At 73.7% G+C, this 13,493-nt stretch carries 6 protein-coding genes; 3 read left to right on the top strand and 3 right to left on the bottom strand.

Features of this window, described 5'->3' with window-relative positions; genetic code table 11:
• Window positions 1-138 precede the first annotated feature (138 nt).
• From WME83_RS18745 to WME83_RS18755, 3 genes are all read left to right on the top strand, one after another.
• Window positions 139-4,311 carry an RHS repeat-associated core domain-containing protein gene (locus WME83_RS18745; protein ID WP_437320647.1) on the top strand — a complete coding sequence of 1,391 codons (4,173 nt, stop codon included), beginning with the start codon at window positions 139-141 and terminating at the stop codon, window positions 4,309-4,311.
• Entirely contained in the window at window positions 4,308-5,939 is a 1,632-nt protein-coding gene (locus WME83_RS18750; RefSeq protein ID WP_437320648.1) for a hypothetical protein, read from the top strand. Before WME83_RS18745 ends, WME83_RS18750 begins: the two co-directional genes overlap by 4 nt.
• A 189-nt stretch (window positions 5,940-6,128) precedes the next feature.
• Complete coding sequence (locus tag WME83_RS18755; RefSeq protein ID WP_437320649.1) at window positions 6,129-7,244, top strand: PEGA domain-containing protein; 1,116 nt, start codon at window positions 6,129-6,131, stop codon at window positions 7,242-7,244.
• Between the two features lie 63 nt (window positions 7,245-7,307).
• Here the strand turns inward: WME83_RS18755 and WME83_RS18760 are convergent, their stop codons facing one another.
• The 3 genes from WME83_RS18760 to WME83_RS18770 are packed head-to-tail and all read right to left on the bottom strand — an operon-like array spanning window position 7,308 to window position 13,372.
• The gene (locus tag WME83_RS18760; RefSeq protein ID WP_437320650.1) at window positions 7,308-8,483 is read right to left on the bottom strand and encodes a hypothetical protein; all 1,176 of its coding nucleotides are present in this window, start codon (window positions 8,481-8,483) and stop codon (window positions 7,308-7,310) included.
• A 56-nt stretch (window positions 8,484-8,539) separates the two neighbouring features.
• The gene (locus tag WME83_RS18765) at window positions 8,540-9,277 is read right to left on the bottom strand and encodes an OmpH family outer membrane protein (RefSeq protein WP_437320651.1); all 738 of its coding nucleotides are present in this window, start codon (window positions 9,275-9,277) and stop codon (window positions 8,540-8,542) included.
• A 33-nt stretch (window positions 9,278-9,310) separates the two neighbouring features.
• Window positions 9,311-13,372, bottom strand: coding sequence for a serine/threonine-protein kinase (locus WME83_RS18770; protein ID WP_437320652.1), 4,062 nt, complete (start codon window positions 13,370-13,372; stop codon window positions 9,311-9,313).
• Between the last annotated feature and the right edge of the window lie 121 nt (window positions 13,373-13,493).

Below are 13,493 nucleotides of genomic sequence, written 5' to 3' on the forward strand. Positions count from 1 at the left end.
GCGAGGCGAGGGGGCGCGCGGCGTCGCGGAGCGCCCCGCTCGCGCAGAGATGCGCGCTCGCCGCCAACGCTTCACGAGCCTCGGGTCGGATCGAGCCTGCGGTCCACACGGACGTACAGCTCTTGACGTGCGCGCGGGGTGGGCGACCATTCGGTGATGGCGCGCACCGCTCCGGTTCCGAACATCCCCGCGATTCCCGGCATGAATCCAGGCGTGTGGATCATGGGCGGCGGCGCTGCCGGAGGTGGCGGCGCCGGAAAGGGGGGGCGCGGTAGCGGCGACGGTCAGGGAGCGAACGGGCAGGGCGGCGGCAACGGCGCGAACGGCGGCGGCAAGAACGCTGCCTCTTGCGGGCCTGGTAGCGGCGGCGGGTGTCCGAATCCCGCGCACGGCAATCGCGGCACCCACGCGGGCGATCCGGTCGACCCGATCACCGGGCGCGTCTACACGGTCTCTGTCGTCGATCTCGCGCTTCCAGGCGCCCTGCCTTTGTTCATCCGGCGCTCGTACTCCAGCGCCTACCGCGAAGAGGACGTCGGCCTCGGCTTTGGGTGGATGCACTCGCTCGCGTGGTCGATCGTCGAGTCGCGGCGCACCCTCCGCGTAATCGATCCGCTGGGCGCTCCGACCACGTGCGACAAGCCCGCGATGGACGAGACGGTGCGGCTCCCCTGCGGTCAACTGCGGCGCTATGAGGGCGGCTACGTCCTGGATACCGGGGACGGGCGCGCGCACATCTTCCGGCGCGAGGACGCGCTGGGCGGCTGCTATCGACTGACCCGCTTCGTCGACGAGAACGGCAACGCGATCCAGCTCTTCTACAGCGCGAAGGGGCTCGAGACGATCCTCGACAGCGCCGGGCGCGCAGTGCGGGTGCGGCGCCACGCGAGCGGGCGCATCGCGGCGTTCGAGGTGAAGAACGCGCCGCAGCAGGGTCGCTGGGTGTCGTTCCGCTCGTACACCCACGACGAGCGCGGAGACCTCGTCGCGGCCGTGGACGCCTGCGGAAACGCGGAGCGCTTCGCGTACGACGAGGAGCACCGGCTCGCATCGCGGCTGTCCGCGGCTGGCCTCGCCGTGGAGTTCCGGTACGACGGCCGCGGCCGTTGCGTTGAAAGCTGGTGTCTCCGCGCGGCAGGCGAGACCGGGCTGGACGAGCGTGTCCCCGATACACTCGCCGACGGACAGACGAACGCCAAGGGGTTCCTCCACGTCCGAATCGACCATTACGACGGGTTCAGCGAGGTAATCACGTCGCGATCCGTCCGTCGGATCGTCGGAAACGCGCTCGGGGAAGTCGACATGATGACCTGGGGGCGCGGCGTGCATTCGAAGAAATTCGACGATGCGGGGGCGCTCCTCTCGTACCAGGACGCTAGCTCCGCAACCTGGCTCTATAGCCGCGATCCGGTCGGGCAAATCGTTCGCGAGATCGATCCGCTCGGCGCCGTGACGGAGCACGAATACGATTCCCGCGGGCTTCTCGCCGCGACGCGGTACCCCCTGGGCGACGTGGTCCGCTACACGCGCGATGACAGCGGCAACCTGCTGTCGCTCGATGACGATTCCGGGCAGGTCGCAACGTTCGCTTATGACCCGAGGGGCCTCCTGATCGAGGCCACCATGCCTGAAGGTCGCGCATCGCGGATGGCCTACGACCATCACGCGAACCGCGTGGCGGTCATGGAGCCGGACGGCGCCGTGCGGCGCCTCCGCTACGACTACCTCGGCCGACTCCTGTCCGCGGTCGACGAGCGTGGCTTCGAGACCACCTTCACGTACGATGATAATGGCCTCTTACGGAGCATCCGCAAGCCGAGCGGCGCCACGACGCGCTATGATTACGATGGAGACGGGGATCTCGTCCGGGTCACCCGGCCCGATGGTCGCTTTGACGTCCTCGTGCGCGGGGGCCACCACCAGGTCGTCGCGGTCGTGCGATCGGACGGCGCCTGCGTGCAATACCGTTACGACCGCGAGCAAGATCTCGTGCGCATCATCAATGAGGCCGGTGACGAGCACCGGCTGGACCGCGATGGAGAGGGGCGCGTGGTCGCGGAGCGCACGTTCGACGGTCGCACGATTCAGTACGATCACGATCTCAACGGTCGCATCGTTTCCGTCAAGCACGATGGCGGAGATCGCGTCGACGTTGTCTATGATGATGTCGGTCGGATCCTCGAGCGCAATCACTCCGATGGGTGGACGGAGAGGTACGAGTACGATCTCGCTGGCCGTATGGTCGCCGCTGAGAACGGCGAGGTCACATGCCGCTTCGAGCATGACGCCCGCGGCAACGTCGTGCGCCAATCGACGACCTACCGGGGGGTGACCGAGGTCGTCGAGGCCGAGCACGATCGGAGCGGCAAACGAAGGCTCCTCCGGCTCCCTGGCCGCAAGGTGCGCTTCGCGCTCGATGCTGCGGGGAGGCCGATGGAGGTGCAGATCGAGGACGACGCGCGGCTGCAGCTCGCGTACGACCGCAGCGGCTACGAGGTGGGTCGCCTGCTCCCCGGCGGCGGGCGCATCGATCGAGAGTACGATCCCGACGGAACCATGGTGCGGCTTTCCGTGCGCGGAACGTCGCGCCGACGACCGCTCCGTCCTGGCGAGCCGATGTGGGTCGGCGAGCAGCAGGGTGATGAGACGCTAGTACAGAGCTTCGGCTGGTCACCCTCGCAGGATTTGCTCTGGATCGAGGATCGGCACGAGGGCGGGACGCGGATCGAGCACGAGAGCCGCGGGCGCATCGCAACGCGCCAGGCAGCGAAGGGTCGGCGCGAGGTGTTCCGCTATGGGGTCGCCGGGGAGATGTACGACGCGTCCTCGCCGGGCTCGACGCGCAGGTACGGCCCAGGCGGCAGGATCGAGGAGCGCGACGGCGTGAGCTACACCTACGACGCGCGGGGCAGGCTGGTCGAGAAGCGCGCGCCTGGCCCGGCGGGCGCCATGGATTGCTGGACCTTCGCGTGGGGGCCGCACGGCCTGTTGCAGGCGGTGACCGGACCGACCGGGCGCGTCGAGTTCGCATACGATCCGTTCGCGCGCAGGGTCGAGAAGCGGTCCTTCTCGGGCCGGGAGCTCGTGAGCGTCACGCGCTATCTCTGGGACGGTGAGGTTGTCGTGCGCTCGGTCGAGGAGCGGTATGATGTGAATGGTGGCAAGGCGCTGGAAGAGCGCGACTACCTCTACCTCCGCGACGACATCCTGCCGAGCGCGCAACGCGTGCGGCGCAACGGGGAGGCCGCGCCATGGCACTACGTGGTTGCCGACGGCCTCGGTATGCTGCCGCAGGCCATCGTGCGGGCCGACGGCGCCGTGGCGCAGCGGCTCGATCCGTCCCTCTTCGGACGCATGGACGCACCGGGGGAGTCCGCCACGCAGCTGAGGCTCCCCGGACAGATCGCGGACCGCGAGACGGGCCTGCACTACAATCGCTACCGCTACTACGATCCTGATGCCGGCACCTTCCTGAGCCCTGAACCGCTCGGGATCGAAGCGAGCCTGATGCCGTATGCGTACGCGGACAACGAGCCGCACCGCGCGTTCGACCCTGACGGGCTCGCCGTCCCTTCACGCGTCCGGGGTTCGGCGGGCACCACGGAGGTGAATGCGGGTGGCCGGACGGCCGTCGTCAACGGCCAGCGCCAGCCCCTCATGCCGCTTCACCCGGCCGTCGCCGCGGCCTTGCCGAACAGCAACGCGCGTGAGAACCCGAACCACTCGATGCTCGGCTGCGGCGATCCGCACGCGTTCAGCGAGTACCTGTACCAGTGGGAGAACCAGAACGGCCGGCGATGCGATCCTGCCACACGCCAGGGCCGCTCCGCGCTACGTGACGCGCTCCAGAGCATCGATCGCTTCGAGTCGGAGCGGACGAGCCCCAACAGGCCAACGGAGGCCTTCACCCCCTGCCCGAACTGCTCGCAGACCATCTCGCGCCTGTACGGCCTCGCCGGGCTGCATCCTCCGCGGAACGCGACCTCGGCGGAGACACCTCCCGTGGCCGGCGCGAATCCGGCGATGATGCGCGACGGCCGCCGGAGCCCGCCCGGCCCAGGCTTGCCGTCCACCACGGGCACCTACGACAGCCCGCACCCCAGCTCGCAGCTCCGGCAGGCGATGAACCAGCCTGGCGGCGCCGCCGCCCAGAGCCGAGCCAATCGGGGCGAGTACGCCAGCGCGGTCGCCGGGGCGAGCGCCGATCCCCGGGCGGCGCAGTGGAACCAGGGCTCCGCGGCGAACCCCAACGCGCCGCTGCCCAACGCCGGGATCTACGACCACAACAGCGGGCGCTGGGAGCGTCGGTGACGATGCTCTCCCGGGAAGCGCAGCAGCATCTGCAGGGCGTCACCTCGTGCACGGCCTGGTCTCCGGCGGACGTCCAGCGCGCGCCGATCCAGCTCCGCACCTTCGAAGAGGCGCTGTTCGAGGCGACCGTCCGGCGTGGCTTGCCGGTGCTCGCGGGCTTCTCGTTCGGCCACGGACAGGCGCTGCTCCGCGACGCGGTGCCTGACAGTCCCGGCGTGCCCCTGGCATGGCACCCGCGTCGCGCGACGCTCCGCCTGGCCGATGACGGTCGCGTCGTCGTCTCCGGTCCCCGCGCTCCCACGGTCGCTCCGAGCCTGGCATCGCTGGTCGATCGGCTCGTGCTCGCCGATGAGATCGCGCGTCGCGCGTACCGGCTGGTGAGCCAGCGACAGCATGCGCACGCCTTCGCGGCCGAGCTCGGCTGCAAGAAGCACCCGACGTGGGGCCACCTGTGGCTCCGGAGCGGAGGGGAAGCCTGCCTGATCGAGATCTGGGGTGAGCACACGCTGCTCTTGTGCGCTGCCCGCGCGGACGCGGAGCGGTGCTTTCGGCTGGCGCAGGAGCGCGGGCTCCTGCTCCGGCTCGAAGACGAGATGGCGACCGTCGCCGAAGCGCCCCTCGAGAACGAGGCGCCGGAGCCGAGCTCGCTCTACGAGGTAGGTCCGAGCGATCGGAGCTCCTGGTTCGGATCGACGGGGCTCCGGGTGTTCTCCGGCGAGCGCGGTCAGCTCGTCCAGAGGCGCGACGGGCTCGGCGGCTGCATCGATGTCCGCATCGCGACGCCGGGCGCGGTGCTCGTCGAATGCCCTCCGCTCGCGCGCGGCTCCTCGCGTCTCCACCGCTACCTCGTCGCGCACCGGGCGCGGCAGGTCCCGCGCCTTTGCGCGCCGGAGGAGCTATCTCGTTGGCTGGACGCGGCCGGAGCTCGGGCCTTTGGCGTGATCGCCGAGGTGGAGGCCCAGCTCGGCGGTCTCGTGTCCGCCGGCGAGTGGGGCGGTCCTGGCCCGGTGCTGCTCGGTCCATGGTTCGTCGTCACCCACCGCGAGGCGCTCGCCGAGGCGCAGTGGGGCTACAGCGTCGACGCGCAGGACAACCCCCAGCGCCTGCCTTTCGTGCACCTCGCCGGCCGCGACCTCTTCCATCTGGGGATCGCGCCCGAGCTGGAGCTCTGCGCTGACGAGCGGGGCTGGATCTGGTCGTGGGATCCGGATCGTCAGGAGCTCAGGCCGCTCGCCGAGACCGCGCTCGTCGCCCTCGAAAAGCTCGCGCTCGCGTGGGAGCTCCTCGGCGAATGGGCCCAGGACGTAGCGCTCCTGATCGAGGGCGACCCGGGCGAGGAGCTTCCGGAGAGCTTCGGAGCCCGATTGCAGGAAGAGGCTTCGGACGCCGTCTCGGCGCAGTACATCGGAGAGCGGATCTGGATCCAGCGCCACACGGCGATTCCCCCGAAGACGGCGGAGACGAGCGTCGTCACGGCGACGCTCGAGGTGATGGTCGAGGCCGCGCGGCGAGCTCGCGGCCTCTGCCCGTCCGCCGCGCTGACGCTGCGCGGATCCTCCCTCGACATCGATCTCCGGTGGAAGGCTCTGCACGACGCCGGTCTCGGCGACGTCAGCGTCGCTCCGTGAATGCAGCGCAGCGGCCGCGGACTGCGTTTGTGCAGCGGCTTCTGCGACCTCTGCTGGGCCGCCGAGGTTCCACAGATCGGCGTCGTCGCGCGGGTCACGGCACCAGGATGGACTCCAGGGTCGAGCCCGCCGCGCCGCGCAGGCGGCGCGCGCCGCCGGCCTTGCCGCGCCGCGCGCCATGGAGGGACCATGGCCCGAGCGGGGCCCCGCGCCCGCGAGGGGATCATGGACCAGGGCGGACTTCGCAAGACCGGCAGGCGGATCCTCGCGGCCGCGGCGCTCGGCGCCGCGCTGGTGGCGGCGCCTCCGGCGAGGGCCCAGACGAAGGAGGAGCTCGCGGCGGCGCGGGTGCTCTTCCAGGAGGGCGTCGCGCTCAGCGCGGCGAACAACTGCGCCGCGGCGCTCGCGAAGTTCCAGGCGGTCGCGAACGTGCGGCGCACGCCGCAGGTGCTGTTCAACATCGCCGAGTGCGAGGCGCGGCTCGGCAAGCTCGTCTCGGCGCTGGGCAACTACCGCATGGCCGCGGCCGCGGCCGAGGGCGACCCGAGGGCGAACGACGTCACCGCGAACGTCGGCGCGCGGATCGAGGACCTCGAGGCGCGCGTCCCGAGGCTCGCGATCCGCCGCGGCGCGGGGGCGCTCACCGCGACGATCCTGCTCGACGGCACCGCGCTCGGCGCCGCGGAGATGAGCGGCGACATCCCCGTCGACCCCGGGCCCCACGTGGTCGCCGCCCGGATCGGCGGCCGCGAGGTGGTGCGGGAGACGGTCACGCTCGAGGAGGGGCACGCGAAGACCGTGGAGATCACGATCGCCGAGCCGCCGGCGGCCGCGGCGCCCACGGCGGGCGCGCCGCCGCCGGGATCGCCGGCGGCGGCGACGGCGATCCCGGCGGCGGCGGCGCGGCCGTCGAAGGTGCCGGGCCTCGTGGCGCTCGGCGCCGGGATCGCGCTCGGCGCCGCGGGCGGCGTCTTCCTCGGCCTCCGCGCCGGCACGCTGAGCGATCTCGACGCGCTGTGCGGCGGCGACAGGAGCTGCCCTCCCTCGGCCAGGCCCACCGCCGACCGGGGCCGGCTCTACACGGGCGTGGCCGAGGCGACGATCGGGCTCGGCGTCATCGGCGTCGCCACGGGCATCGTCCTGCTCGCGACGAGCAGCGGCGGCGCCGCCGAGCCGGACGCGGGCGCCGCCGCCGCCCGGTCCGCGGCGCGGCGGAGCACCGGCGGGCGCGTCCGCCGCGCGGAGGTCCTGCCGCAGGCGCCCGGCGCCGACCTCGCGGGCCTCAGCGTCGCCGGCAGCTTCTGAGGCCGCCGGGGCCGCTCCGGGTCGCCTCGGCGCCCGCGGGCCGGTCGGCGCCCTTCGGGCCCCTCAGCCCTGGCTCTGGCAGCAGAACGTCCTCGGGGCGGCGCCCCGCGCCGTCCCCGTAGCGGTGCCGCCGCTCGGCGCGCACGCGCCCCCGGTGGGCGTCGCCGACGTCACCTTGCGCCCGACGATCGTGGGGTTTCCCTCGACGTTCTCGCACCCGCCAGCGAGGACCTCGACCACCGGCGTCTCGCACGTGTCCTCCGCGTTGTCGGAGTACAGGGCGATCGTCGCCCGGCACGTCCCGCTCGACGGCTCGCCGCACGAGCAGTCGTCCTCGCAGCCGCGGTCGTCCTCGATCGCGGTGAAGAACACGTGCTTCTCGGTGTACGCGCCCGGCGGGCAGGCGTTGTCGCCGTCCTTCGCGATGCAGAGCCCGCCCTCGAACGGCGCGCCCGGCCTGGGCACGCAGACCCGGCCGACGTTGCAGCCCTGGCCAGCCGGCGGCGCGGGGCACGCGCGCCCGAGCCCCGTCCATCGCGGGGGCGGCGCATCGATCTGCACGGGGTTCGGCGTGCAGCTCCCCCCGGTCGCGCCGAGCGCCCCCGCGGAGACCGACACGACGCACGGGTGCGCCTCGAGGCTCGCATCACACAGGTCTTCCGCCGGCTCGCAGGCCACCCCGCCGCCGAAGACGCCGTCGGGCCCGGCGCACTGATCCCGCATCCAGCCGGGGATGGGCTCCAGATTCCACGCGCAAACCCAGGGCGAGTCGCACGGCGCATCGCTGACGCTGATCTCGATGTTCTCCAGCGCCGCGCATCGCTGTCCCTGCACGGGGCCGCACGAGCACGTGCAGCTCGCCGGCGTCGCGGACAGGCCGCGGTTGCCGATGAACGGCTCCCCCGCGGCGAACGCGTCGGGGCAGCCCGGGTCCCTCGCGGGCTCCCCGTCGAACAGCGCGAAGTAGCCGCTCCAGCCCTCCGGCACGGCCGTCGTGCACACGAAGTCGCCGCACGCAGGGTCCGCGCAGTCGACCCGCCCGTCGCCGTCGTCGTCGGCGCCGTTCGAGCAGTCCTCCGCGCCTGCGTCGCCGCCCGTGCCGGTGCTCCCCGAGGGCTCCGGCTCGTCGAAGGTGTAGTCGGGGTACAGGCACGCCGCGGGCGCGGCGACGACGCCCGCGGCGCCGAGGCCGATCAAGGCCGCGAGGCGCGCTCCCCGGGCGACGAGAGAAGAGCTCACCGGATCACCTTCCCGACGGAGCGGCGCGCGCCGCTCCAAGGGCCGACGCGGCTCGGCTACTTCTTGGCCGGGGCGGCCGGCTTCGCCGGCGCCGCGGGCGCAGGGCCCTTGGCCGGCGGCGCGCCCTTCGCGGGCCCCGCGTCGCCGACCTGCCCGCTGTTGTACATTTGGATGGCGCGATCGGTGAGCTCGAGATCGGCGCGGTAATAGGGCGCGGCCGACTTGTCGAGGATGAGGTCGTACCCCTCCTGCGCGGCGAGGCGGCGGAGCAGGCCGAGGACCTTCTGCAGGATCGGCGTGGTCAGCTCGCTCTCCTTGCGCTGCATCTCGCGCTGGTAATCGACCATCGTCGCCTGGAGCTCGGCGGCCTGGCGCTGCCACGTCTCGAACCGGCGCTGGAGCGCGTCCTTCGGCGTCTTGCCCGCCTGCGCCTCCTTGTCGAGCTTGTCGCGCTCGTCGGCCAGCGCGCGCTGCTTGGTGTCGAGCTCGACCTGGCGGCTGTCGAACAGCTTCTTGAGCGTCGCCTGGACGCGGAGCCCTTCCTCCGTCTCCAGCATGGCGCGGCGCACGTCGACGACGGCGATCTTCGACTGCGCCGACGCGGGCGCGGGCGACAGGAGCGCCGCCCCGCCCAGCGCCACGGCCGCGAGCAGCGGCAGGAGGCGCGCCGCGGGGCGCCGGCCCGCGGCGCGGCGGGCCGGGGGCGCAGCACACCGGCTCGCGTCGGCCGAACGCACGGAGCTGGAGAGCGTGGAGCAGCGCGCGAAGGGCCGCTCAGGAGCGTTGTTTTGCATCGGGCATGGCCTTAGCTACCCGGCCACCCAACGTCAAGAACGTGGCGCGCCCTTCTCGCGCGCCGGAGCCGCCGCGCCGTCGCCGTGCGCCTCCTTGCCCTGCGCCGGCCCCGCGCCGCGCTGCCCCGCGGGATCGCCGCCCGGCGCGTCGGCGCGATCTTTCCGGGAGACGGCGCTGGCGGTCTTCGTCGCGCCCCTGCCCCGCGACGGCGCTGCAGCGGCCCGATGGACGGACGCGTCCGCCGCGGAGGCCGCGGGCAACGAGCGGCCGAGGCGCTCGCGGGCGAGGGCGATGAGCCGCCCGGCGTCGTCGCTCCCGCGCAGGAACGCCTCGCGGTGGCGGGGATCGCGGAGGGCCTCGACACGCGCGCACAGGGCGGTGAACGCGGCGTCGAGCGCCGCGTGCGCCTCGCGCTCCTCGCCGGCCGCGAGGAGGGCCTCCACGAGCGTGAGGCGGATCGCGTCGTTCCACTCCTCGATCGGCCCGCCCTCCAGGTGGCGCGCGGCCTCCCGCGCCGCCTCGACCGCGGCCCGGAGCTCGCGCCGCGCCAGCTGGACGCGGGCGAGCGCGAAGCTCGCCATCGCCTGCAGCGCGGTCGCGTGGCGCGCGGTCTCCTCGCAGAGCCAGCGCGCGATCGAGTGGGCGGTGCCGTAATCGCCGGGCGCGCCGCGCCAGACGAGGAAGATCGCCTCGTACAGCCGGCCGGCGATCCTGAGGCGCGCGACGTGGCACTCGTCGGCGATCCGGCCGGCCTGGCGCTCGTGCGCGATGCCCTCCTCGAGGTTGCCGAGCCGCGCGTACGACATGCCGAGGTTGTGGAGCGCGAAGCCCTCGAGCGCCCGGAGCTTCCGGCTCCGCGCGCCGTGCAGCGCGCGCTCGAGCAGCGCCTGCGCCTCCTCGAACAGGCCGAGCTGGTTCAGCACCGACCCGGTGTTCAGGCGGGCCCTGGCCGCGATGACGGCGTCGCCCTCGGCGTCGGCGTCCGCGACGAGCGACGCGCCCGCGGAGGCCGCGGCGGACAGGTCGCCGACGTGCATCAGCGCGGCGAGGTGCGCCTCCCGGGTGTGGAGGAGCGCGGCCGTCGAGCCGCTCGCGCGCGCGACCTCGACCGCCGCCTCCGCGGCGCCGAGCGCCTCGGCGGGCCGGCTCAGGTCGACGAGGGCGCGCACGCGCGACGCGAGCAGCGTCGCGCGGATCTGCGGCGAGAGCGCCGCCGCGAACTGCGGCGAGAGCGCGGAGGCGGCGCGCGCGTCCGCCTCGGCGCTCTGGCCGGCCGCGATCATGCACCGCACCGCGAGCAGCTGCGCCTCGCCCCACAGGTCCGAGCCGGGCAGCGCGAGGCGCGCGGCCTCCTCCGCCGCGTCGAGCCCCTCGGGGGCGCGGCCCAGGAGCTCGCACACCTCGCCCCGGTGGACGAGGAGCGTCGCGCGCGTCGTCCCCTCGGCGCCGCACGCGAGCCCGCGCGTCGCGAGATCGAGCGCCGCGTCGAGCTCCGCGCCGCTCGCCACCGCGGCCCGCGCCGCCCGGGCGTAGAGCAGCGCGGCCCGCGTCTTCTCGCCGCCGGCCTCGGCGTGGCGCGCGACGAGCCCCGGGTCGACGTCGCCCGCGGACTCGAGCCACGCGGCCGCGGCGCGGTGGAGCGCGGCGCGGTCCTCCTCGAGGATCGAGGCGTACGCCGCGTCGCGCACGAGCGACTGTCGAAACGTCCACTGCGCCTGCCCCACGACGCGCGGCGAAAGCTCGCGCGCGATGATCTCGCCCGCCTCGAGCTCGGCGAGCTCCGCGCCAACGGCGCGCTCGAGCAGCGCCTCGACGCCCGCGGTCCAGAAGACCGGGCCGAAGACGGACGCGGCGCGCAGCACCTCGCGCACCCCGCTCGACATGCGATCGACGCGGTGCTGCACGAGCGCCTGCACGCTGAGCGGCACGTCGTCGCGCCCCTCGGCGGCGTGCCGGATGAGCTCCTCCAGGAAGAGGGCGTAGCCGCCGGCGCGCTGCACGATGGCGCCGCGCGTGGCCGGGTCGGCCTGGGGGAGGGCGGTCGCCACGAGGCGATCGGCGGCCTGGGGCGACAGCGGGGAGAGCGCGATGCGGGTCACGTTGCGCTCTTGCCAGAGCGACGGGAACCGGCTCGCGAGCTCGGGGCGCGCGAAGCCGAAGACCCCGAAGCGGAGGTCGGTGCAGCCGAGCAGCCAGTCGACGAGCTCGACGGTGGTGCTGTCGGCCCAGTGCATGTCCTCGATGACCAGGATCTGCGGCGTGCTCTCGGACTTCGAGCGGAAGAACGCCTCGATCGCCATCCGCGTGCGCGACTCCATGAGCTGCGGGCTCTCGCGGGCGGCGCGCAGCGGCTCGTTGCCGTCGTTGGGGAAGGGCACGCCGGCGAGCTCCCCGATGAAGCCCGCGAGGAACCGCAGCGGGCGGGCCAGGCGCACCGCCACGTGGGCGTTCACCTTCTGCACCTGCTCGTCGAGGCGCTCGCCGTCGTGGATGCCCATGAGCGCGCGCAGGGCGCGGCCGAGGCCGGAGAGCCCCGATCCCTGGCTCATCGGATCGCCGCGGCAGAGCAGGATGACCGGCGCGTGCGGCGCCATGTCGAGGCGCTGGATCAGCTCGGCGCGGACGCGGCTCTTGCCGATGCCGGCCGGGCCGGTCACGAGCGCGGCGCGCGGGACCGCGTCCTCGGCGATGTCGCTGTAGATGCCCTGGAGCCGCGCGATCTCGTGCTCGCGCCCGATGGTCGGCGTGGGGGGCCCGAGGAGCTTGCGCGCGTCGAAGCCGGCCGCGTCCTCGTGGAGGAGCACGCCGCCGCGCGCGTCCTCCTGCACCACGAACCGCCCCTCGAGCGCCGCGGTCGCGTACCCGTCGATGCGGACGGCGCCGGGGACCGCCGACTCCAGCTGCTGCGCCGCGCGCTCGAGCGCCTCGCCGGCGAGGTTCGCGCGGCCGCGGACCGCGTGCCCGACCGCGACCGAGACCCGCGCGCCCGGCGTCGACCTGGCGACGGTCAGCGCCGCCCGCGCGGCGCGCATCGCCTCGTCCCCGCGCGAGCGCTCCACCCCGAGCACCGCGACCATCTTCCCGCTGAGGAGCGGCTCGAGCCGCGCGTCGTCGCCGAGGACCTCGCGGAGCGCGGCGTCCACCGCGGGGCTGAGCGGGCCGGCGCCGAGCTCGAAGAGCACGCACGCGACCACGCGCCGCTCGCTCGTCGCGAGGCGCACCTGCGGCCGCTCGTCGCTCGGCCCCGCGGGGCTCGCCGGGCCCGAGCGGACCTCCGGCGCCGCCGCGCGGCGGATCGCCGACGCGGACCTGTCGGTCGCGGGGGGGTCGTTGTTGAGCTCCCCGACGCGCGCGAGCGCGCGCGCGAGCTCGCCGCCGTTCTCGTACCGCACCTCGCGATCGCGGGCGATGGCGCGCGTGATCACCTCGTCGAGCGCCTCCGGCACGTCGAAGCGGATCTGCTGCGCGCGCGGCGGGTCCTCGAGCACGAGGCGGCCGAGCAGGGCGATCGCGTGCTCGGTCTCGAACACGTTCCTGCCGGTGACCAGGCGGAACAGCACGGAGCCGAGCGAGTAGACGTCGGCCCGCGCGTCCACGGGCTCGCCGCGCGCCTGCTCGGGCGCCATGAAGTGCGGGGTGCCGATGATCGTGCCGCGCTCGGTGGGGCAGTCGTCCGGGGTCGCGAGCTTGACGACGCCGAAGTCGATCAGCTTGATCGCGGTGCCCTTGCCGCGGACGAGGAAGATGTTGGAGAGCTTGAGGTCGCGGTGGACGACGCCGCGCGCGTGGATCGCCGCCATCGCGGCCGCGCTGCGCCGGACGACCTCCACCGAGTCGCGCAGGCCGAGTGGCGCGCGCCGCTGGCGCTGCCCGAGGTCCTCGCCGTCGAGCCACTCCATCGCGAAGAAGAGGCGCCCGTCGAGCCAGGTGCCGTGCGCGATGTACTGGACGATGTTCGGGTGCCGCAGATCGGCGAGGATCGCGATCTCGCGCGCGAAGCGGGCGCGCTCCTGGGGCGACGCCGCGGCGCGCAGGACCTTGATCGCGACCGGGGCGCCGGTGGTCTGATCGGTGCCCTTGAAAATATCGCCCATGCCGCCGCTTCGGCTGCGGGCTTCGATCATGAAGCGGTCGGTCGGATCGGTGAACTCCGGGAGCACCGTCAGGAAAGGCTACGCGAATTTCGCGGCTTCGTGCCAGAGAGAAGGCGTTCTG

Source organism: Sorangium sp. So ce385, assembly GCF_051474135.1.
GTDB classification, from domain to species: domain Bacteria; phylum Myxococcota_A; class Polyangia; order Polyangiales; family Polyangiaceae; genus Sorangium; species Sorangium cellulosum_D.